20 protein-coding genes are annotated in these 22,084 nt (G+C 67.8%); 17 read left to right on the top strand and 3 right to left on the bottom strand.

Features of this window, described 5'->3' with window-relative positions; all coding sequences use genetic code 11:
• The first annotated feature begins 2 nt into the window (after window positions 1–2).
• The 8 genes from HDC31_RS09490 to HDC31_RS09455 all read left to right on the top strand — a co-directional run bounded on the left by HDC31_RS09490 (window position 3) and on the right by HDC31_RS09455 (window position 8,645).
• Window positions 3–764, top strand: a complete 762-nt coding sequence (locus HDC31_RS09490; RefSeq protein WP_046747163.1) for a YebC/PmpR family DNA-binding transcriptional regulator — start codon at window positions 3–5, stop codon at window positions 762–764.
• A 45-nt stretch (window positions 765–809) separates the two neighbouring features.
• Window positions 810–1,394, top strand: coding sequence for a crossover junction endodeoxyribonuclease RuvC (ruvC, locus tag HDC31_RS09485; protein ID WP_046747162.1), 585 nt, complete (start codon window positions 810–812; stop codon window positions 1,392–1,394).
• 9 nt (window positions 1,395–1,403) lie between these two features.
• Window positions 1,404–2,024 (top strand): Holliday junction branch migration protein RuvA, encoded by a 621-nt coding sequence (gene ruvA / locus HDC31_RS09480; protein WP_046747161.1) that lies wholly within the window; start codon window positions 1,404–1,406, stop codon window positions 2,022–2,024.
• On the top strand, window positions 2,017–3,042 hold the full coding sequence (ruvB, locus tag HDC31_RS09475; protein ID WP_058633076.1) for a Holliday junction branch migration DNA helicase RuvB: 1,026 nt from the start codon (window positions 2,017–2,019) through the stop codon (window positions 3,040–3,042). The genes ruvA and ruvB overlap by 8 nt, the downstream gene beginning before the upstream one ends.
• Before the next feature lie 72 nt (window positions 3,043–3,114).
• Window positions 3,115–3,534 carry a preprotein translocase subunit YajC gene (gene yajC, locus HDC31_RS09470; protein ID WP_374168973.1) on the top strand — a complete coding sequence of 140 codons (420 nt, stop codon included), beginning with the start codon at window positions 3,115–3,117 and terminating at the stop codon, window positions 3,532–3,534.
• Between the two features lie 55 nt (window positions 3,535–3,589).
• Window positions 3,590–5,338, top strand: coding sequence for a protein translocase subunit SecD (gene secD / locus HDC31_RS09465; RefSeq protein WP_046747158.1), 1,749 nt, complete (start codon window positions 3,590–3,592; stop codon window positions 5,336–5,338).
• Window positions 5,338–6,327: a protein translocase subunit SecF gene (secF, locus tag HDC31_RS09460; protein WP_046747157.1), complete on the top strand. Its 990-nt coding sequence runs from the start codon at window positions 5,338–5,340 to the stop codon at window positions 6,325–6,327. The genes secD and secF overlap by 1 nt, the downstream gene beginning before the upstream one ends.
• 65 nt (window positions 6,328–6,392) lie before the next feature.
• Window positions 6,393–8,645 (top strand): bifunctional (p)ppGpp synthetase/guanosine-3',5'-bis(diphosphate) 3'-pyrophosphohydrolase, encoded by a 2,253-nt coding sequence (locus tag HDC31_RS09455; protein WP_046747156.1) that lies wholly within the window; start codon window positions 6,393–6,395, stop codon window positions 8,643–8,645.
• Here the strand turns inward: HDC31_RS09455 and HDC31_RS09450 are convergent.
• Together HDC31_RS09450 and HDC31_RS09445 are read right to left on the bottom strand one after the other, a co-directional pair.
• The gene (locus HDC31_RS09450; protein ID WP_058633073.1) at window positions 8,632–9,183 is read right to left on the bottom strand and encodes a hypothetical protein; all 552 of its coding nucleotides are present in this window, start codon (window positions 9,181–9,183) and stop codon (window positions 8,632–8,634) included. The genes HDC31_RS09455 and HDC31_RS09450 overlap by 14 nt on opposite strands.
• Before the next feature lie 64 nt (window positions 9,184–9,247).
• Window positions 9,248–10,600, bottom strand: coding sequence for a DUF349 domain-containing protein (locus tag HDC31_RS09445; RefSeq protein ID WP_179516032.1), 1,353 nt, complete (start codon window positions 10,598–10,600; stop codon window positions 9,248–9,250).
• A gap of 214 nt (window positions 10,601–10,814) precedes the next feature.
• Between HDC31_RS09445 and HDC31_RS09440 the strand changes: the two genes are divergently transcribed.
• A complete protein-coding gene (locus HDC31_RS09440; RefSeq protein ID WP_113681284.1) occupies window positions 10,815–12,701 on the top strand; it encodes an NAD(P)/FAD-dependent oxidoreductase in 1,887 nt (628 codons plus the stop codon).
• Window positions 12,698–13,462: a winged helix-turn-helix domain-containing protein gene (locus tag HDC31_RS09435; RefSeq protein ID WP_179516031.1), complete on the top strand. Its 765-nt coding sequence runs from the start codon at window positions 12,698–12,700 to the stop codon at window positions 13,460–13,462. The genes HDC31_RS09440 and HDC31_RS09435 overlap by 4 nt, the downstream gene beginning before the upstream one ends.
• A 28-nt stretch (window positions 13,463–13,490) precedes the next feature.
• Here HDC31_RS09435 and HDC31_RS09430 read toward each other — a convergent pair whose 3' ends face one another.
• The gene (locus HDC31_RS09430) at window positions 13,491–13,799 is read right to left on the bottom strand and encodes a hypothetical protein (RefSeq protein ID WP_046747155.1); all 309 of its coding nucleotides are present in this window, start codon (window positions 13,797–13,799) and stop codon (window positions 13,491–13,493) included.
• Window positions 13,800–13,983: 184 nt separating this feature from the next.
• Between HDC31_RS09430 and HDC31_RS09425 the strand changes: the two genes are divergently transcribed.
• The 7 genes from HDC31_RS09425 to mltG all read left to right on the top strand — a co-directional run bounded on the left by HDC31_RS09425 (window position 13,984) and on the right by mltG (window position 22,083).
• Window positions 13,984–14,844, top strand: coding sequence for a CAP domain-containing protein (locus HDC31_RS09425; protein ID WP_179516030.1), 861 nt, complete (start codon window positions 13,984–13,986; stop codon window positions 14,842–14,844).
• A gap of 101 nt (window positions 14,845–14,945) precedes the next feature.
• Window positions 14,946–16,268, top strand: coding sequence for a replication-associated recombination protein A (locus HDC31_RS09420; protein WP_218867732.1), 1,323 nt, complete (start codon window positions 14,946–14,948; stop codon window positions 16,266–16,268).
• A 181-nt stretch (window positions 16,269–16,449) separates the two neighbouring features.
• Window positions 16,450–17,079, top strand: coding sequence for a 30S ribosomal protein S4 (gene rpsD / locus HDC31_RS09415; RefSeq protein WP_052748643.1), 630 nt, complete (start codon window positions 16,450–16,452; stop codon window positions 17,077–17,079).
• Between the two features lie 104 nt (window positions 17,080–17,183).
• A complete protein-coding gene (locus HDC31_RS09410) occupies window positions 17,184–17,372 on the top strand; it encodes a hypothetical protein (RefSeq protein ID WP_046747154.1) in 189 nt (62 codons plus the stop codon).
• 75 nt (window positions 17,373–17,447) lie between these two features.
• Window positions 17,448–20,108, top strand: a complete 2,661-nt coding sequence (gene alaS / locus HDC31_RS09405; protein ID WP_061018713.1) for an alanine--tRNA ligase — start codon at window positions 17,448–17,450, stop codon at window positions 20,106–20,108.
• Window positions 20,105–20,578: a Holliday junction resolvase RuvX gene (gene ruvX / locus HDC31_RS09400; protein WP_046747152.1), complete on the top strand. Its 474-nt coding sequence runs from the start codon at window positions 20,105–20,107 to the stop codon at window positions 20,576–20,578. Before alaS ends, ruvX begins: the two co-directional genes overlap by 4 nt.
• A gap of 2 nt (window positions 20,579–20,580) precedes the next feature.
• Window positions 20,581–22,083, top strand: a complete 1,503-nt coding sequence (gene mltG, locus HDC31_RS09395; RefSeq protein ID WP_179516029.1) for an endolytic transglycosylase MltG — start codon at window positions 20,581–20,583, stop codon at window positions 22,081–22,083.
• Window position 22,084 lies beyond the last annotated feature (1 nt).

Here is a 22,084-nt window from a genome sequence, read left to right as displayed (position 1 = left end):
TTATGTCCGGGCATTCCAAGTGGGCGACCACGAAGCACAAGAAGGCCATCATCGACTCCAGGCGCGCGAAGTCCTGGGCCAAGCTCATCAAGAACATCGAGGTCGCCGCCAAGCTCGGCGGACCGGACCTGGCGGGCAACCCCACCCTCTTCGACGCGGTGCAGAAGGCCAAGAAGACCTCGGTCCCCAAGGACAACATCGACCGCGCGGTGAAGCGCGGTGCCGGTATCGGCGGCGAGGCCGTCGAGTACCTCTCGATCATGTACGAGGGATACGGCCCCAACGGCGTCGCGCTCATGATCGAGTGTCTGACCGACAACAAGAACCGGGCGGCCGCTGAGGTTCGCACGGCTCTCAGCCGCAACGGCGGCACGCTCGCAGACCCCGGCAGCGTGGCCTACAACTTCAGCCGCAAGGGCGTCATCGTCGTCGGTTCCGAGGGCACCACCGAGGATGACGTGATGATGGCTGCGCTCGAGGCCGGTGCGGAGGAGATCGAACCGCACGCCGAGGGCTTCGAGGTGATCACGGAGGCGACCGACCTGGTGGCTGTGCGCAGCGCGCTCCAGGAGGCCGGCATCGACTACGAGTCCGCCGACGTCGAGTTCGTCCCGAACCTCAAGGTCGAGATCGACGCCGACACCGCGCGCAAGATCTTCCGCCTGATCGATGCCCTGGAAGACAGTGAAGACGTGCAGAACGTGTTCACAAACTTCGATCTGAGTCCCGAGGTCCAGGCGGAGCTGGAGAACGACGACGCCTAGGCGCGCCGGGCGACCGGTGTCGGATCGGCGGCCTAGCCTGGGGGAGTGACCTCCTCTCTGCGCGTGCTCGGCATCGACCCCGGTCTCACCCGCTGCGGTGTGGGGGTCGTGGATGTCGACGGATCGCGCCGCGGAACGCTCGTGCACGTCGGGGTGATCCGTTCCTCGCCGGAAGCGGAGATCGGGGAGCGTCTCTCGATCGTGGCCGCCGGGATCCGCGCCGTGATCGCCGAGCATCGACCTGATGCCGTCGCCGTCGAGCGGGTCTTCGCGCAGCAGAACACGCACTCGGTGATGGGCACCGCACAGGCCAGCGGCGTCGCGTTGCTGATCGCCTCCGAGTCGGGGCTCCCCGCCGCCACGCACACACCCAGTGAGGTCAAGGCCGCCGTCACCGGATATGGTGCTGCCGACAAACGGCAGGTGCAGACGATGATCGCCCGCATCCTGCGCCTCGACGCACTGCCGCAACCGGCCGATGCCGCCGACGCACTGGCCATCGCCCTCTGCCACGCCTGGCGACGCGGGGGAGCAGCGGCGACCGCCCCCGGGGCTCTGACTCCCGCTCAGCGTGCCTGGGCCGAGGCCGAGAAGCGTGTCGGTCGAACATACCTACGAGCGACGCCGTAGGCTGAGGGGATGATCTCCTCTCTGCACGGCGTCGTCCTGCATGCGGCATCCGATCAGGTCGTCATCGATGTGGGCGGGGTCGGATTCGCGGTCGCGGTGCCCGCCGATGTCGCGCACACCGCGACGGTGGGAGAGAAGCTGCTGCTGCACACCAGCCTCATCGTCCGTGAGGACTCGCTGTCGCTGTTCGGCTTCGCCGACCGCGGTGAGCTCGAGATCTTCGGACTGCTGATCAGCGTGACCGGCGTCGGTCCGAAGTCGGCACTCGGCGTGCTCTCGCACCTCACGAGCGATCAGATCGCCGAGGCCGTCACCGCGGAGGATGACGCCCCCTTCCGACGCGTTTCCGGCATCGGCCCCAAGACGGCGAAGCTCATCGTGCTGCAGCTCGCCGGCAAGGTGCAGGCGTTCGCGGCTCCGGCGAAGCCCGCCGCGGGCGGCGGCGCCGATGTCGTCACGCAGGTGGCCGCGGCACTCGTGGGGCTCGGCTGGTCGGAGAAGGTCGCCGCAGACGCCGCCGCCCAGACGGCAGCGGATGCCACAGAGGCGGAGAGCGCGTCCGTCGCCTCTCTGCTTCGTCGTACGCTCGCCCTGCTCGGCCCGGCGCAGGGAGGCCAGGCGCGTGTCTGATCCCCTCGACGCCAGCGAGCCCTCCGACGAGACCGAACTCGCCATCGAAGGCGCCCTGCGGCCGACGAGCCTCGGAGAGTTCGTGGGCCAGCAGAAGGTGCGCGGTCAGCTGCAGCTGCTCCTCGAGGCCGCCCGCATCCAGAGTCGTCCCGCCGATCACATCCTCTTGGCGGGACCTCCCGGCCTGGGGAAGACGACGCTCGCGATGATCGTCGCACACGAGAGCGAACGTCCGCTCCGGCTGTCCAGCGGCCCGGCGATCCAGCACGCCGGTGATCTCGCGGCCCTGCTCTCGAGCCTGGTCCCCGGTGAAGTGCTCTTCATCGACGAGATCCACCGCATGGCGCGCTCCGCCGAGGAGATGCTCTATCTCGCGATGGAGGACTACCGCATCGACATCATGGTGGGAAAGGGCGCGGGAGCGACGAGCATCCCGCTCGAGCTCTCGCCGTTCACCCTGGTCGGCGCGACGACTCGCTCCGGGCTGCTGCCCAACCCGCTCCGCGACCGCTTCGGGTTCACCGGTCACCTCGAGTTCTACGAGGTGGGCGAGCTGGAGCAGGTGATCGCACGATCCGCGGCCGTGCTCGGCGTCGACCTCCCGACCGACTCGCTCGCCGAGATCGCCCGACGGTCCCGCGGCACCCCGCGCATCGCGAATCGCCTCCTTCGCCGGGTGCGCGATTATGCGCTGGTGCACACGGGGGGAGTTGCGACCATCCGCGAGGTCCGTGCGGCCCTGGATCTGTACGACGTCGATCCGATCGGTCTCGACCGCCTGGACCGTGCCGTGCTCGAAGCGCTCGTCCGACGGTTCCGCGGTGGCCCGGTCGGCCTCAGCACGCTCGCTGTCGCCGTCGGTGAGGAAGCCGAGACCGTGGAGAGCGTGGTCGAGCCGTACCTCGTGCGCATCGGGTTCCTCGGGCGCACGCCCCGCGGCCGTGTGGCGATGCCGGAGGCGTACGCGCACCTGGGTGTCGCGCATCCGGACGGGATGCTTAAGTTGGATGACCTATAATCACTGAAGACTTCCCGGATACCTTCGCGCGCCCAAAGGCTGGAGCGTGCACCTGAGAAAGGCGCTTCCCCCATGCCCATGGAATTCCTGCTCTTCGGCCTCCTCGCCGTTCTCCTCGTCTTCATGATCTTCAACACGCGCAAGCGCACGAAGCAGATGAAGGCCGAGCAGGAGGAGAAGGCCACCAAGACCGTCCCGGGCGCCAAGGTGCTCCTGCAGGGCGGCATCTACGGGACGATCGTCGCGTACGACCCCGACGACCTCGACACCCCCGCGCTCGTCGAGATCGCTCCCGGCACCATCATCGACGTGCACAGCCAGGCCATCCTGCGCGTGGTCGAGCCCAAGGATGTCGTCGTCGACGCACCGTCGGACGACATCGTCGAGGAGCGTGTCGTCGAGGAGCCGGTCGCCGATGAGCCGGTCGCTCCGGCTGTCGAGACCCCCGAGGAGACCCGCGCTCGCCTCGAGCGCGACGCCGACGACAAGTAACGCCGAGGCCGACGCGGCCCCTCGGATCTCCGTCCTTCCAGAAAGCTGAACACACGTGGCTTCATCCTCTCCCGTCCGTCACGCCTGGCGGGTCCTTCTCGGCCTGCTCCTCGTGACGGGCGTGCTCTTCGGCATCAACGCACTGGGCGTGTACGTCTTCAAGGACAGCAACGGGGAGGCCGCGAGCTCGTGGACACCTGAGCTCGCCCTCGATCTGCAGGGCGGCACACAGATCGTGCTGAGTGCGGAGACCGAGGACGGAGCGGCTCCGTCGTCCGAGCAGCTCGACCAGGCCGCGGCGATCATCCGGCAGCGTGTCGATGCGTCCGGCGTCGCCGAGGCCGACATCACGACCGAGGGCGGACAGAACATCGTCGTCCAGATCCCCGGTGAGGCCGACGCGCAGACGCGGGAGCGGATCCAGTCCAGTGCTCAGCTGGAGTTCCGTCCCGTGCTCTACACGACGGCGGCGACCAACGAGTTCGTGGGCGAGGACGGCAACTCGACGCCGTATCCCAGCCCGGATCCGGGTCTGAACTCGACGCCGACGGCCGAGCCGACCGACGCGAGCGACCTCTCCTGGGTCACCGACAAGCTGGCCGCGGAGTTCCAGGCATACGACTGCGCGAACCCGGAGAACGACGCCTCCAAGGCGCCGAAGGACCAGCCGCTCATCGCCTGCTCGGCGGACGGGAGCGCCAAGTACATCCTCGGACCGGCAGAGCTCGACGGCACCGCCATCACCGACGCCTCGGCCGGTCGCGACCCGAAGTCGGGTGCCTGGCTGGTGCAGCTCACGATGAACGGCGACGGGGCCGATGCGTTCGGCAAGGTCAGCACCCGCCTGAACCAGAACCGCATCGACGGGCTCACGCCGCGGGATCAGTTCGCCTTCGTGCTGGACGGCAACGTGATCAGCGCTCCGCGGATGAACGGGCAGATCCTCGATGGTCGCCCCAGCATCTCCGGAAGCTTCACGCAGGAGTCCGCGACCACTCTCGCCGATCAGCTCAAGTTCGGCGCCCTTCCGCTGAGCTTCACGGTGCAGAGCTCCGACACGATCTCGGCGACGCTGGGTACGCAGCAGCTGCAGATCGGTCTCATCGCGGGCCTCATCGGGCTCGCGCTGGTGGCGATCTACTCGCTGATCGTCTATCGAGCGCTCGGGTCGGTGATCATCGCGTCGATCGCGGTGATGGCGGTGCTCACCTACATCATCATCTGCATCCTGGCGTGGCGAATCGGGTTCCGCCTCTCGCTCGCCGGTGTCGCCGGTCTCATCGTGTCCATCGGCTTCACCGCCGACTCGTTCATCGTGTACTTCGAACGAATACGAGACGAGCTCCGTGACGGGAAGTCGATCACCGCGGCGGTCGAGGACGGCTGGGGTCGTGCGAAGCGCACGATCTACATCTCCAAGTCGATCAACATCCTCGCGGCGGTCGTCCTCTACATCCTGGCCGATGCCACGGTGAAGGGCTTCGCCTTCACGCTCGGACTCACGACGCTCATCGATGTGTTCATCTTCGTGATCTTCACGCACCCGGTGATGCAACTTCTCGCGCGCACCCGCTTCTTCGGCGGCGGCCACAAGCTGTCCGGACTCGATCCCGAAGCTCTCGGGGCCGTGTACCGCAGCCGCTCGCAGTACCGAGAGGTCACCACGGCGTCGGTCGGGCGGGGCGCGAAGAACGCGCGGTCCCGCGGCGAGGCCGACCGCAGACAGACGATCGCCGAACGCAAGCGCGCCGAGGCCCTCACGGGCGAGAGATCCACCAAAGCCGGAAGTGAGGGAGACGCCTGATGCCTTCCATGAATGAGTTCGGCAACAACCTCTACTCCGGGAAGACCTCCTTCCCGTTCGTCGGCAAGCGCCGTCTGTGGTTCATCATCGCGATCATCCTGGTCGTCGGCTCGGCGTTGGTGCCGCTCATCCGTCCTATCCAGTTCTCGATCGAGTTCACGGGTGGATCGCAGTTCACCGTGCAGGCGCCGGACAGCCTCGATCAGGAGACGGCGACCACAGCCGTGCAATCGGTCGTCCCCGGCGCTGCGACCAAGGTCGTCGTCGTCAGCGGCAAGGACGTCCGCGTCCAGACCGACCAGATGAGCGCTGCCGAGACCCAGCAGGTCGGCGAGGCACTGGCGAAGGCATACGGCGTCGATCCGTCCGACGTCACTTCCTCCTTCATCGGACCCGCGTGGGGTGAGAACGTCACCAAGCAGTCGCTGTGGGGTCTCGCGATCTTCCTCGCCCTGACCTTCCTGATCCTGGCGATCTACTTCCGCACCTGGAAGATGTCGGCTGCGGCCATCATCGGTCTCCTCGACGTGCTCGTGATCACTGTGGGCATCTACGCGCTGGCCGGCTTCGAGATCTCGCCGGCGGCCGTGATCGGCTTCCTCACCATCCTCGCGTACTCGCTGTACGACACCACGGTCGTGTTCGACAAGATCCGCGAGAACACGACCGAAGACGGGGAGAAGTCCGCCCGCTTGTTCGGCGAGTCGGTCAACCTCGCGGTGAACCAGACGCTCGTGCGCTCCATCAACACGTCCGTCGTCGCTGCTCTGCCGGTCGGCGCGGTGCTCTTCATCGGCGCGTTCTGGCTGGGCGCGGAGTCGCTCACCGACATCTCGCTCTCGATCTTCGTCGGCATTCTCGTAGCCACCTACTCGACGCTCTTCGTGGCTGCTCCGCTCTACTCGCTGTTCCGCGAGAACGAGCCGCAGCTGAAGGCACGGGATGCCCGCATCCGAGAAGCTCGCAGCAGGGCGGCCGTCGAGGTCTGATCGGTTCCTCAGCGGGGCCGGTTCCGCACAGCACGCGTAGGATTGATCGATCAGGAGGTGAGTAGATGGCGGAACCGCAGACGTCATCGCAGGGCTCGAGTCTGCGACGGCTGGTTCCCCGTATCTTCTCCCGCGCGTCGAGGATCAATGACCTCGACAATCTGATCCGCACAGTCCGGGCGAACCACCCCAAGGGCGACTTCTCGGTGATCGAGAGGGCCTACGCGGTCGCCAAGGAGAAGCACGAGGGGCAAAAGCGCCAGAGCGGTGAGCCGTACATCACCCACCCGCTCGCGGTCGCCCAGATCCTCGCCGAACTCGGTCTCGGGCCGCGGGCGATCGCCGCAGCGCTGCTGCACGACACCGTCGAGGACACCGGGTACGCGCTGACCGATCTCACCGCCGAGTTCGGCGACGAGGTCGCGATGCTCGTCGACGGCGTCACCAAGCTCGACAAGGTGAAGTACGGCGAGAGCGCGCAGGCCGAGACCGTCCGCAAGATGATCGTCGCGATGTCCAAGGACATCCGAGTGCTGCTGATCAAGCTCGCCGACCGCCTCCACAACGCGCGCACCTGGGGTTTCGTTCCGCCGGAGAAGGCGGCGAAGAAGGCCAAGGAGACCCTGGAGATCTACGCTCCGTTGGCGAATCGGCTCGGAATCCAGGCGATCAAGTCGGAGCTCGAGGATCTCTCCTTCGCGGTGCTGCACCCGAAGATCTACAACGAGATCCACAGCCTCATCGCGCAGCGCACCCCGCAGCGCGAGAAGTACCTGAACCAGGTCGTCGAGGAGATCGACGAAGACCTGCGGGATCTCCGCATCCGTGGCAAGGTCGTCGGGCGCCCCAAGCAGCTCTACTCGGTGTACCAGAAGATGGTCATCCGCGGCCGTGAGTTCGACGACATCTACGACCTGATCGGCATCCGGGTGCTGGTGTCCTCCGTGCGCGACTGCTATGCGGTGCTCGGAGCCATCCACGCACGCTGGACTCCGCTGCCGGGTCGTTTCAAGGACTACATCGCCACACCCAAGTTCAACCTGTACCAGTCACTGCACACCACGGTGATCGGCCCCGCCGGCCGCACGGTCGAGATCCAGATCCGCACCCATGAGATGCACCAGCAGGCCGAGTACGGCGTCGCTGCGCACTGGATGTACAAGGAGCGGATGAACGGCGGCGGCAAGACCGAGGTCCGCGCGTCCGACACCGACATGGCCTGGCTCGCGCACATCTCCGACTGGCAGGCCGAGACCGCCGACCCTGGAGAGTTCCTGGAATCCCTCCGGTTCGAGATCGGCGCGAAGGAGGTCTACGTCTTCACGCCGAAGGGCCGGGTGATCGGGCTGCCCTCCGGCGCGACCCCGGTGGACTTCGCCTACGCCGTGCACACCGAGATCGGCCACCGCACGATGGGCGCCAAGGTCAACGGTCGCCTGGTGCCTCTGGAGTCCGAGCTCAAGAGCGGTGACGTCGTCGAGGTGTTCACCTCGAAGAACCCCGACGCGGGACCCAGCCAGGACTGGCTCGGGTTCGTTGCGAGCACGCGCGCCCGCAACAAGATCCGCGGGTGGTTCACGAAGGAGCGCCGCGAGGAGGCGATCGAGCAGGGCAAGGAGGCCATCGCGAGGGCGATGCGTCGACAGAACCTGCCGCTGCAGCGACTCATGAGCCATGACTCCTTCACGGAAGTGGCACGGGGCATGCACTACGAGGACGTCTCCGCGCTCTATGCGGCGGTCGGCGAGGGGCACGTCTCGACCCAATCCGTGCTGGAGAAGGTCACCGCACTCGTCGCGGCGAACGACCCCGCGACGGGGGCCATCGACCTTCCCGGCAGCGTGCAGACGCGTGAGCCGCGGTCGGGTGACTCCGGCGTGCTGGTGCGCGGCGCCAATGACATCCTCGTCAAGCTCGCGAAATGCTGCACCCCGGTTCCGGGCGACCAGATCGTCGGGTTCGTGACCCGTGGCAGCGGCGTCTCGGTCCACCGTGCGGACTGCGTGAACGTGAAGGCGCTGGGTGCCGAACAGGACCGATTCGTCGAGGTCTCCTGGGCTCCCACCACCAAGAGCGTCTTCAGGGTGCAGATCCAGGTCGAGGCGCTCGACCGTTCGGGGCTTCTCTCCGATGTCACCCGCGTGTTGAGCGAGCACCATGTCAACATCCTCTCGGCGACGGTCACGACGACGGACGAGCGACTCGCTCTGAGCCGATTCGTCTTCGAGATGGGTGATGCCGTGCACCTCGATCGCGTGCTCAACGCGGTACGCAGGATCGACGCCGTGTACGACGTCTATCGCGTCACCTCTTCCTGACCGCGAGCCTGTCCAGCACGGCCCGTCCCGCGCGGCTTCCAGGAACGCGCGACATGCGGCGCAGCATGGCGGACGCCTCCTCCGGCACGTCGGGCGACACGAGCGCGAGTCTGTCCATCCAGGTCAGCACGCGCGGATCGCGGTGCACGGTCGTGGCGAGATCGAGCATGGTCCGCACCGGCGTTGTGACGAGGATTCCGCCGATCGACTCCAGTTCGGAAGAGGCGACGACGGTGTCGTGGAAGACGAGTCGTGAGTTCGTCGTCGCACGGATCCGTCGTTCGACGCACCGTCGCACATGATGCACGCCCGGTGGACCATCGCCGGCGCCATGGATCCACGCAGCCGTCGGCCCTGACGCCGCGGTTCCTGCGCGAACCAGCGATGCGACAGCGCTCGCCCTGACATCCGATCCCTCGATCAGGTCCGCCGGGACATAGGCGTCCCCGACCTCGACCACATGCCCGTCGATCCGTGCCGCGCTGAGCTCCGCCTCACTCAGCCGAACGCCGGGCAGGTACAGAAGGGCGGGGTGCATCACGTCAGTCTGACGCAGTGCACCCCGCCTCGTCCGTCGTCGTGCGGGACCTGTGGAGAACGGGTCAGCTTCCGAGTGCGCTCAGCCAGGCTCGGCGTGCTTCCAGAGCATCCGCTGCGGCCTTGGCAGCCTTCGTGTCGCCGGCCTTCTCCGCCGCGGCGACCTCGGCCTCGAGCTTCTCGATGGCTTCCAGCAGTTGGGAGCTCATGTCGTTCGCGCGCGCCTTGGTCTCGGGGTTGTTCTTCTTCCAGTCCACATCTTCCCGGGCCTTGAGACCCTGTTCGATGGCGCGGAGCTTGTCGTCGAGCGCCCGCTCCTTGTCCCGGGGGAAGATGCGTCCGATCTCGTCCCACTGCCGCTGGATGCGGGTCAGGAGCGCGCGAGCTCGCTTGATGTTGGGCTCGTCTGCGACACCCTTCGCCTCTTCGAGGAGTGCTTCGCGTGCCTCTATCTTCGGAGCGGAATCCGCTTCTTCAGCGGCAGCCTGCTCGGCACGGGCGGCATAGAGGGCGTCGCCCGCGGCCTTGAAGCGCGCCCACAGCGCGTCATCGGCCTTTCGTCCGGCGCGGCCGGACGCCTTCCACTCGTCGAGGAGGTTGCGGTAGGCGGGGATTCCGTCGGTACCGCGGGGGGCGAGGGCTTCCGCACGCTCCACGAGACGGGTCTTCGCGTCGCGGGCGACCTTGTGAGCGTCGTCGAGCTCGGAGTAGAAGGCGCGGCGCTGCTTGTCCACGACGGCCCGAGCGTCCCGGAAACGCTTCCAGAGCTGCTGGGAGATTCCCTTCGACAGGCGCGGCCCGTTCTGCTGCTGCGCCTGCCAGGCGTCGAACAGCTCTCCGAGCTCAGCCGTGACCTGCTTCCACTGCACCTTGCTGAGGTCACGTGCGGCGATCGCCTCGGCGCGCTCGACGAGTTCGGTTCGCTCGGCGATCGCCTTGTCGACGAGTTCCTTCGCCTGCTTCGCCTTCTGTTCCGTCGCCTCCGAGAGAGACGAGGTCAGAGCGTTGAGTCGATCGCGAAGACCGGCAAGGTCACCGACCGCGGCGGCATCGGTGGCTTCGTCGATCAGGTGCTTCGCCTGCTTGGCGAGGTCGCTCGCGGATGCGCCGCCGGCCTGATGGCGCTGTTCGAGTGCATGCACCTTGAAGGCGATGTCGTCGAACTTGCGGACGAAGTAGGCGAGGGCCTCATCGGGCGTACCGTCCGGGTACTGGCCGACGACGCGCCAGGCGTCGCCTTCCTTGACCTCGACGGTTCCGTCCTCGGTGACGCGCCCCCATTCCGCCGACGTCGACGATGCGGCGGGCACCGGTGCGGCAGGCGCGACGGCGGCCGGCGTCGGTGCCTTGCGGGGCATCGGCACGGAGGGGGGTCCGGGGATGGGGGGAGTCGGCTTCGTGGGCTCGTTGGCAGACACGTGATTCTCCTTGCGCGGTCGGGCCGCGGGAGGCGGAAAGGACGAGGCTCAGCCTAGTACGCCGAAGCGCCGCGGGTGAGGCCCGGGCGTCACGCGGGATCGTTACCGTTCTGTAATGAGATCTTTCGACGGAGGACACACAGCTCGTCATCTCCGGGAAACACGACCCTCTTAGGGTCGCCAGGACGACAGTCATCCGGTCGACAGGAGCAGTATGAAGGACACCACATCCCCACCGGGCGAGATCGTCGTCGTCGGAGCGGGGATGGCGGCGCATCGATTCGTCGAGCGGCTGCTCCGCGACCCGGGCACGGCCGCGCGGGTTACGGTCATCGGAGACGAGGGGTACGGTCCGTACGACAGGTCCGAGGTGGCGGGGCTCCTCTCCGGCGACGATCCCGCAGAGCTCCAACTGGACCGCTCCGTCTTCCGTGACGACCGCGTCCGGCTGGTGCGTGATGACCGCGTGCTGCGCATCGATCGCACGGCCCGCACCGTGCGAACGCGCTCCCGGCGCACATACTCCTACGACACGCTGGTGCTCGCCACCGGTTCGTTCGCTTCGCAGGTTGCCGTATCGGGAGCTCGGCTTCCCGGGTGCTTCGTGCTGCACTCGATCGAGGACGCGGAAGCGATCCGGACCTTCGTCGAGGCGCGATCCGGCGTCCTGGGGCGCCCGCTGCGCGGCGTCGTGATCGGGGGAGGTCGACGCGGGCTCGAAGCGGCGGTCGCTCTGGACGCGGCGGGGGTCGCAACCACGATCGTGCAGCATGCGGATCGCTTGCTGCCCGACCGGTTGGATGAGGTGGGTGCCGGCGTGCTGCAGTCCGCTCTCGCAGATCGAGGCATCGCGGTGCGCACGCGTACGAGGACGACGCGGCTCGACGCGGACGACTCGGGTGCGGTCACTGCTCTCGAGTTCCAGGACGGGACCTTCCAACGGGCGGATGTCGTGCTGTTCACGGTCGGCGTGCGTCCGCGTGACGAACTCGCCCGCAACGCGGGGCTCGGTGTGCACGCGCAGGGCGGGGTCATCATCGACGATCGGTGCGTCACTTCGGATCCACACATCCTCGCGATCGGCGAAGCGGCCCGCTTCGACGACCGTGCTGTCGATTCCGCCGCGGGCGCGCACTCCATGGCGGAGGTCGCAGCGGAGCGGGCGTGCGGGGGAGCGTCGCGGTTCACGGGGCACGAAGCCTATCTCCACCGCACCATCGCCGGGGTCGACATCGTGAGCTTCGGCGAGCCGTGGGCGGCTTCTCCGGGGGCGGTCGACGTCGTCACGCTCTCCCGTCGCGGCGGTGTCTACCGCAAGCTGGTCCTGAGCGACGATGCGCAGACTCTCCTCGGGGGCATCCTCGTGGGCGATACGAGCGGACATGTCGCCTTTCGGCGGGCCGTCGGCGAACGGCTACGGGGCGAGGTCGCCGAGGAGCTGGGGCGTACGGCTCCGGACGAGGGTGGGACGATCCCGGCCTGCGTCCACATCGGGATGTCGTCGCGCGAACTCCGGGAAGTGATCCGCACAGAAGGATTGACCACATTCACCGAGTTCGGGGGGCGTCTTGGAAGGGAGCCCGACTGTGCGCGTTGCAGTCTGGCTGTGGCTCGTGCGCTCTTGGAGCTGGCTGACGAGCGGTTGCCGCAGAAAGGGGAAGACGCCTCCAGCGAGCGGGCACGTCGTGTGGTCGGCTCGGCGTCTGACGGCAGTCGCGTGAGCCTCTCCGAAGCGGGGGGAGGGGAGTTCGGCCCGCAGCAGCTCGTCGACATCGGCTGCATCGCGCTGGACCTCGGCCTGTCGCTGCAGGTCGTCGACTCGCGGATCGAGCTGCGGGGAGTCCGTCGGGGGCAGCGTTCGGCGTTGCGGGAACGGCTGGCCGCGGTCGGGATCCTGTGCGAAGAGTCCCCGCTGCGCACGGGCTCGGGCGATGCCCAGGAGCAGTCGCTCCCCAGCGGCGAGTCTGTGTCACCGCATCCGAGGCCGTCAAGCGATGCTGCACGGAACGCTGTCAGAGCGATGGACGCAGGCTGGGCCGATCGAGGTCACTCGATGGGTCGGCACCGCGCCTCGCCGCTGCGCGCGGAGAACCCCGCATGACGACCGGGCGTTCGGGGGCACGCCCGGTGCTCGCAGGATGCAGGATCATCGTGTCGGACGAGGCGCGATCCGCCGGAGGTCCCTCCGCCGGGAGGGGCGGGTCGAACGACGACGGCTGGCGTCGCGTCCTGGAACGAGCGGGGGCGGAGCTGCTGCGTGTCGTCACGCCTCGAGTGACGACACCGGCTCCGGTCGCCCTGTGTCGCGCCGTCCACCGCGCAGGTGCCGGCGGCGCTGACGCTGTGCTGTTCACGGCGTCGACGGCGGCGTGGGTCGACGCGGCGGAGAGTTCCGGCGCCCTCGACGCCAACCGGCGGCGGACGGAGGCGGAAAGGCTGCTCCTCATCGCCGTCGAGGAACGGGAGGCCACCCGACTGCGGGCGATCGGGCTGCGTGCTCGACACGTCGAGCCGTCGACGCAGGCCGGGCTGGCGGAGAGCGTCCTCGCGCACTATCGGAGCGGGGCAGGATCCGCTCTCACGGTGGCTGGACGCCTCGAGGTTCGCAGCGGAGGCGTCATTCTCGACGACGGCTTCGTCCCCCTGTCGGGTGGAGCGGTGGCACTGATCGAAGCGCTGTTCCTCGCTCGCGGCCGCGTGCTCTCGCGCGCGGAGCTCGGTCAGGTGCTTCCCGGCGGCCATCGCAGCGATCGAGCGGTCGAAGTCGCCGTCGGGCGATTGCGCGACTCCCTGGGGCGTGGCGATCTCATCCAGACGGTCGTCAAGCGGGGCTATCGCCTGGCGGTGGCCGAGCCCCGATGAGGGCGCTCGTCAGGAGAGCGTGTGCAGGCTACTCGGTGGGCGCCGGTTCCTCGCTGGGAACGGGCTCCTCGGTGGGAGCCGGTGTCTCGCTGGGGGCCGGTGTCCCGGTCGGAGCGACCGTGGGTGTGGGCGTGGGTTCGGGGGCAGTGACCTGCGCGTGCACGACCTGGCTCGCGATCGCCGCCGACACGATCACGACGCCGACGATGATCCCGATCGCGTTGTCTCGGGTGCGGCGCCGGATCAGTCCTTCATGCACGGCGTTGCGGGCCGCATGGATGCGGGCGCGTTCCGCTTGCGTGCGCTGCTGTGCATTCTTGGACCCGCGTGCTGCCATCTGCCCTGTTTCCCCTCACTGTGTCGCTGTGCGACCTCGCCTCAGAGCCTAGCGTCGTCGGCCCGTCGCACCGATGCGCTGCGTTCGGCCGTTCGGCACGGTTCAACGGCGAACGCTCGTCATTCCGTGATGGACCGACTACTTTTAGGCTATTGATCGCCTCAGTCCGAAAAGGAGCACGCTCATGCGGTGGACCCGAAACCTGGTCGCGGCTCTCGTCGTCAGCGCGACTGCCGTGCTCGGCGTCGTGCCGCCGGTGAGCGCGGCGGAGATCCCACCGCCGAACGCGGATGTCGCACGGATCCTCGCGGATACGAACGCCGCGCGGGCCGCCAACGGACTGGCGCCGCTGGTGCTGGACGGGGATGTGACGGCGGTCGCGCAGAACTGGTCGGCGACCCAGTCCCGCGAAGGCCGGATGTACCACAACCCGCAGTACTCGAGCCAGATTCCCGGGGGTTGGAGCAGGGCAGCCGAGAACGTCGCATCCGGCTATTCGTCGGCGACCGTCGTCGCCGCATGGATGAACTCGCCCGGGCACCGCGCGAACATCCTCGGCGACTACACGACGATCGGCATCGGTCTCGTCAACGGCTACGCCACGCAGGTGTTCGCCAAGTATCCGGTATCGACGCCCACTCCGACGGTCTCGCGGCAGGACGCCTCCGTGCGCAGCCACGTCGCTCAGCGGGGATGGATCGCCGGAGGGGGCACCACGGGGCAGGGGCTGGGTCTTGAAGCCGTCGCGGTGCGGCAGCAGACCGGCAAGGTCATCTGCCTTCAGGCCCATGTGCAGAACATCGGGTGGATGACACCCGTCTGCACGCAGGGTGCCGGTACCGAGGTGACGGCGGGGACGACCGGTCGAGGGCTTCGAATGGAGGCTCTCCGGGTGTGGAGTCCGGGCAACACGGTGTCCGGACGAGGACACGTGTCGAGCATCGGGTGGCAACCGCGCGTGGTCTCCTCGGCGCCGGGCACCCAGATCTCCCTCGGCACGACCGGGCAGGCGAGGCAGCTCGAGTTCGTCGACCTCTTCCAGTGACGGCGACTTCCTGAGACGGCGATGTCGCTCGCCCCGAGTAGCCTTGGCGGGTGACCCCTTCCGCGCCGCTGCTCTCCGGGCAGACGCCCCTCGCCGTGCGCATGCGCCCGACTTCCCTCGCCGAGGTCGCCGGGCAGCGTCACCTGCTCCGGGCCGGTTCGCCGATCGTCGCCCTCGCTGATCCGAAGGCGGCAGCGCCGGGAGCCGTATCGATCATCCTGTGGGGGCCGCCGGGCACCGGCAAGACCACGCTGGCACAGGCCATCGCGCGTTCGTCGGGGCGACGCTTCGTCGAGTTGTCCGCCATCACCGCCGGCGTCAAGGACGTGCGCGAAGTCATGCAGGAGGCGGTGAACCAACGCGATCTCTACGGTCAGACCACCATCCTCTTCCTCGACGAGATCCACCGCTTCACGAAGGCGCAGCAGGACGCTCTGCTCCCCGGGGTCGAGAACGGGTGGGTGATCCTCATCGCCGCGACCACGGAGAATCCGTCCTTCTCCGTGATCTCACCATTGCTCTCGCGCTCTCTGCTGCTGACCCTGCAGCCACTGACCGACGAGGACATCGGCGTGCTCGTCGACCGTGCGGTGACCGATGCCAGGGGACTCAACGGAGCCGTCACGCTCAGCGACGAAGCTCGATCCGCCCTCCTGAGACTCGCATCGGGGGATGCTCGGCGCGCCCTCACGGGGTTGGAGGCCGGTGCGGCCGTGGCCCTGTCGCACGCCACGACAGGAGAGCCCGGTGACGGCGCTGGTGGCGAGGAGCACGAGAGTGCGGGGCCGCCCGAGGTCTCTGCCGATGACATCGCCCAGGCGGTCGACAAGGCGCTGCTGCGGTACGACCGTCAGGGTGATGAGCACTACGACGTCATCAGTGCGTTCATCAAGTCGATCAGGGGATCCGACCCCGATGCGGCGCTGCACTACTTGGCCCGCATGATCGAGGCGGGGGAGGATCCGCGGTTCATCGCCAGGCGCCTCGTCATCTCCGCGTCGGAGGACGTGGGCCTCGCCGACCCGCAGGCAATGGTCATCGCCGTCGCCGCTGCCGATGCCGTGGCGTTCATCGGTATGCCGGAGGGGCGCATCCCGCTCGCGGAGGCGACCGTGTACCTGGCGACCACCGCCAAGTCGAACGCCGCCTATGTGGGCATCGACGCCGCGATCGCCGACATCCGTGCGGGAGGTTTCGGCAGGGTGCCGCTTCATCTGCGCGACGCTCACTATCCGGGCGCGAAGCGACTCGGGCACGGCCGCGGGTACGTCTACTCCCATGACAGCGAGTTCGGGATCGTGCCCCAGCAGTACCTGCCGGATGAGCTGGACGGCCGACGCTATTACCAGCCGAAGAACCTCGGTGCGGAGCGTGACATCGGCTCCCGGCTCGAGCGCATCCGTCGCATCCTCGGCGATCGCTGACCCGCAGATCCGGTCGAGAGACACGATCTGTTAGACTTGAGCGGCTCGAAACCGAGTTTTCGGGCATCTCCTCGTTCACACCACACCTTGCTGGCGCCCCGGCGTGCGCTCCAAGGCAGAACGCGGACGATACGTCCGCGAGTCGCGAAAGCCGCGACCGCGTCATCGGAAGGAACGCTTCGTGACCACGAAGTCCCAGGACCGCCGCAAGGTGCGTCTCAGCCGCGCCCTCGGCGTCGCACTCACCCCGAAGGCCGCCCGCTACCTCGAGAAGCGCCCGTACGCTCCGGGTGAGCACGGCCGCACCAAGCGCAAGGCAGACAGCGACTACGCCGTCCGTCTGCGTGAGAAGCAGCGCCTGCGTGAGCAGTACGGCATCCGCGAGAAGCAGATGCGCAACACGTTCAACGAGGCTCGTCGTCAGGACGGCCTGACCGGTGAGAACCTGGTCGAGCTTCTCGAGATGCGTCTCGACGCCCTCGTCGTGCGTTCGGGCTTCGCCCGCACCACCGCACAGGCTCGCCAGCTCGTCGTGCACCGTCACATCCTGGTCGACGGCCAGCTCGTCGACCGCCCGTCGTTCCGCGTGAAGCCGGGTCAGCTCATCCACGTCAAGCCCAAGAGCGAGGGCACCGAGCCCTTCCAGGTGGCAGCAGCCGGCGGTCACGCCGAGGTCCTGCCCCCCGTTCCCGGCTACCTCGAGGTCGAGCTCGACAAGCTCCAGGCGCGTCTGGTCCGTCGCCCGAAGCGCGCTGAGGTCCCCGTGACCTGCGAAGTGCAGCTCGTCGTCGAGTACTACGCGGCTCGCTGATACACCGCATACACGAGAGGCGTCGGGGAAACCCGACGCCTCTCGTCGTTTTTGCATACGATGGGATCACCGCGCCTTCGCGGCTCAGAGGCAAGGATGGCGTCATGAAGAAGTTGCAGTGGTTCCTGATCGGAGTGATCGGCGGCTTCGTCGCGGCCCATTTCATGAACAAGGACCCGCGGGGTCGTGACATCCTCGCCGAGGTCGATGCCCGCATCAACGGCTTCACCTCCCTGATCGGCGACGCCTACCGCGCCGAAGACGCTCGGCTTGCAGAGCCCGAACAGAACTGACACCTCCTGCGCGCCTCGCGCAGCATCGCTCAACGCGACCATCTCTCCACGCGACCTAGGACACCTGGCACCCCTATGAAAACTGCGGAAATCGCGCAGCGTTACCTCGACTTCTTCGAGAAGAACGACCACCTCATCGTCCCCTCCGCCTCTCTGGTCAGCGACGATCCTTCCCTGCTGTTCACTGTCGCCGGAATGGTGCCGATGATCCCGTACCTCACCGGGGTCGTGCCCGCTCCGCACCCGCGCATCGCGGACGTGCAGAAGTGCATCCGCACCAACGACATCGAAGAGGTGGGCCGCACCGCCCGTCACGGCACGTTCTTCCAGATGCTGGGCAACTGGTCCTTCGGCGACTACTTCAAGGAAGGCGCGATCCGTTACGCCTGGGAGCTGCTGACCAGTGCGGAGTCCGACGGCGGTCTCGGCTTCGACGAGAAGGACCTCTGGGTCACGGTCTACGAGACCGATGACGAGGCCGAAGCGATCTGGCGCGACATCATCGGGCTCAAGCCCGAGCGCATCCAGCGTCTCGGCCGCGCGGACAACTACTGGAACACCGGTCAGCCGGGCCCGGGTGGCCCCGACTCGGAGATCTTCTTCGATCGTGGCCCCGCTTACGGCAAGGACGGCGGCCCCGCCGTCGACGACTCGCGGTTCCTGGAGATCTGGAACCTCGTGTTCATGCAGGACTTCATCGAGAACATCCGAGGCAAGACCGAGTTCGACATCGTCGGTGAGCTCCCGATGAAGAACATCGACACCGGGATGGGCCTCGAGCGCGTCGCCTTCCTCAAGCAGGGCGTCGACAACATGTACGAGTCCGACCAGGTGCGGCCCGTGCTCGATCGTGCCGTCGAACTCTCCGGACGGCCCTATGGCGTGCAGCATGAGGACGACGTGCGGTTCCGCGTCGTCGCCGACCACGTCCGGTCCTCGCTCATGCTCCTCTCCGACGGAGTCCGCCCCTCCAACGAGGGGCGCGGATACATCCTCCGCCGTCTGATGCGCCGCACGGTCCGTTCGATGCGGCTGCTCGGCGTCGACGAGCCGGTCTTCCCCGAGCTCTTCGCCGCGTCGCGCGACGTGATGAAGACCACCTACCCCGAGCTCGAGAAGGACTGGCCGGTGCTCTCGGCGTCGGCGTTCGCCGAGGAGGAGACGTTCCGTCGCACCCTCGTCGCCGGCTCCACGATCCTCGACCTCGCGCTCGACGAGACCAGGAAGGGCGGCGGGAAGACGCTGAGCGGGCCGGAGGCGTTCCTTCTGCACGACACCTACGGTTTCCCCATCGACCTCACGCTCGAGGTCGCCGAGGAGGCGGGGCTGGACGTCGACCGTGCCGCCTTCGACAATCTCATGCAGGAGCAGCGTCAGCGCGCCAAGGACGACGCCCGCAACCGCAAGCGGCAGCTCGCCGATGTGTCGGTCTACCGTGAACTGCGCGCCCTGGGCGAGACCGGATTCGACGGGTACACGGCGCTCGAGGTCGAGTCGCGTGTGCTCGGACTCCTCGTCGACGGCGTTCCGGTGCGCAGCGCCGCCGAGGGTCAGATCGCCGAGGTCGTGCTGGCCGAGACGACGCTGTATGCAGAGTCCGGCGGCCAGGTCGCTGACAAGGGCACGATCGTTGGCCCGGGCTACGTCCTCGAAGTGCTGGATGTGCAGAAGCCGGTTCCCGGTCTGATCAGCCACACCGTCGAGGTCACGCGCGGAAGCGTCGCCGTCGACGACATCGCGACCACGGTCGTCGATGCCGCGAACCGCCGTGCCGCCCGCCAGGCGCACTCGGCGACGCACCTCGTGCACGCCGCGCTCCGCGACACGCTCGGTCCGACGGCGACGCAGGCAGGGTCGTTGAACCGCGCCGGCTACATGCGCTTCGACTTCGCGTGGTCGCAGGCGCTCTCGGCAGACACCCGAAGCGAGATCGAGGAGATCACGAACCGCGCGGTGCAGGACTCGCTCGAAGTGACCACGCGCATCGTCTCGCTCGACGAGGCCAAGGAAGCCGGGGCCATGGCCCTGTTCGGCGAGAAGTACGGCGACGTGGTGCGCATGGTCGACATCGGCGGCCCGTGGTCCCGCGAGCTGTGCGCGGGTACGCACGTGAGCACGAGTGCCGAGATCGGACTGGTGAGCCTGGTCGGCGAGTCGTCGGTCGGGGCATCGAACCGCCGTATCGAGGCGCTCGTCGGCGCCGATGCCTTCCGCGAGCTCGCCGCTGAGCGTGCCATCGTGTCGCAGCTCACCAGTTCGTTGAAGACTCCTCGCGAGCAGCTGCCCGAGCGTATCGCCGATCTGACCGCGAGCCTCAAGGCGGCGGAGAAGCGCATCGCGCAGTTCGAGGCGAAGGAGCGGGCGGGTCAGGTCCCGTCGATCGTCGAGGCTGCGACGCGCGTCGGAGAGTTCCGTCTGGCTGCGCAGAACCTCGGTGACGTGGCTTCTGCGGATGACGTGCGCGATCTCGTCAACGGTGTTCGTGATCGGCTCGGTTCTGAGGCGGCTGTCGTGGCACTGGGCGCCGTGGTCAACGGACGCCCGGTCGTGGTCGTCGCCACCAACGAGGCGGCGCGGTCGGCCGGCGCGAAGGCCGGTGCGCTGGCGAAGCGCGCAGCCGGCGTGCTCGGCGGCGGCGGCGGCGGACGAGACGACGTCGCACAGGGCGGTGGAGCGGATGTCGCCGCACTCCCCGCGGCGCTCGACGCCATCTCCCAGGAGCTGCACAGCGCGTGAGCGGGTTCCGTCGCGGAGTGCGTCTCGGCATCGACGTGGGAAGAGCGAGGGTCGGTGTCGCGCGCTCCGATCCCGACGGGATGCTCGCGGTGCCGGTGGAGACCGTGCCGCGGGATGACGCCTCGATCGACCGCATCGTCCAGATCGCACAGGAGTACGACCTGTTGGAGTTCGTCGTCGGATTGCCAGTGAACATGCAGGGAACGGACACCCCCTCGACGACGGATGCCCGCGAGTTCGCGGCCGCGCTCCAGGTGCGCAGTGGGCTCCCGGTGCGGCTCGTGGACGAACGGCTGAGCACCGTGACCGCCCACGCGGCATTGCGCAGTTCCGGGAGATCTCAGAAGAAGTCTCGTAGCATTGTGGATCAGGTCGCCGCCGTGGTGCTTCTGCAGCAGGCGATCGACATGGAGAAGAGCACCGGAAACCCGGCCGGTGCCACCATCTCGCCTGACGAGGAGCACGCCTGACGATGTCTGAACGTGACAGCGCCACACCCGAGCCCGACACCGATGCCCGGCTGGGGGACCTGTTCGAGAATCTGCCCGAACCGACGAGACAGATTCCGACCGTGGACGACAGCGCGCCTGCTCCCGGATCGCGACGTGCCGCGAGGGAAGCGGCCTCGGGGGAGGGGACGGCCACACCGGCCCGCGGCACCGCCGGCCCGGCGGCGCAGCCTTCGAGCGCGCCGGTGCGAGCCTCTGCCGATGACGCCGTCGGCGCGGACGCGTCGGCACCGTCTCCGATTCCGGTGCGGGCCTCTGCTGACGCGACGACACGGGCACAAGCCGAGGCCGTCCCGGCGTCGGCTCCCGTCGCCGATGCAGCGGGACCCGCGATCGGCGGTGGCCTCGACGCCCTCTTCGTCCCCCACGATGAGAACGTCGACGCGAAGCCCAAGAAGAAGAAGCGGCGGAAGGGCTGCTTGATCGCGCTCGTGATCGTTCTCGCGATCTTCGGCGGGATCGCCGCCGGCGGCGCGTGGGTGTGGAACACCTACGGCGACAAGATCAGTGATGCGATGGGGTGGGGCGAGTCGAAGGATTGGGAGCCCGGGCTGGCCAACGGCGAAGCCCTCGTCACCATCAAGCAGGGGGACACCGGGGGTCCTGTGTCCACCGCCCTCTATGAAGCCGGTGTGACGAAGACCGAAGACGTCTTCTACGACTACATCGTCGACGAGAACCTCGCCGTGACCTTCTATCCGGGCGTGTACCGCCTACAGAAGAAGATGACGGCAGAAGCCGCCCTGGCGGCGCTGAAGGACGATGGCAACAAGATGGCCAACGCCGTCTCCGTCTCCGAGGGCGGGACGATCGTCTCGTCGCTCCCCGGTATGGCCGAGACGCTCGGTCTTCCGCTGGCCGACTTCGAAGCGGCGGTTCAGGATCCTTCGGCGTACGGAGTGGACGCACCGAGTCTGGAAGGCTGGCTGTTCCCCGCGGTGTACGAGTTCGACCCGGGAGTAACGGCGCCGCAGGTGATCCAGCGCATGGTGGACCGCACGCGGGAATCGCTCGACGCGGCAGGCGTGCCCGCGGCCGATGCGGAGCGGATCCTCACGATCGCGTCGATCATCCAGCGCGAAGGCCGGCTCGACGACTTCGCGAAGGTGTCGCGGGTCATCCAGAACCGTCTCGACATCGACATGAAGTTGCAGATGGACTCGACGGCGCAGTACGGGTACGGCTCGCTGCATGAGGGGGTCGTCTCGAGCTCCAAGGAAGCTCTGGAGGACGACAACGACTGGAACACCTATGTGCGCACCGGTCTGCCGCTCACGCCCATCGCCAGCCCGAGCGATGCCGCCATCAAGGCCGCGATGGCGCCCGCCGACGGCCCGTGGCTGTACTTCGTCACGATCAACCTGGCGACGGGGGAGACGCAGTTCTCCGAAACGATGGCCGAGCACGAGCAGGGCATCGAGAAATGGCGCGAGTGGTGCCGGGCGAACCCCGACGCCGGTTGTTGAG

Source organism: Microbacterium sp. JAI119 (genome assembly GCF_013410135.1).
In the GTDB taxonomy this organism is placed as follows: domain Bacteria; phylum Actinomycetota; class Actinomycetes; order Actinomycetales; family Microbacteriaceae; genus Microbacterium; species Microbacterium oxydans.
Note: the sequence above shows the minus strand (reverse complement) of the source record. Positions and strands in the feature narration are given on the sequence as shown.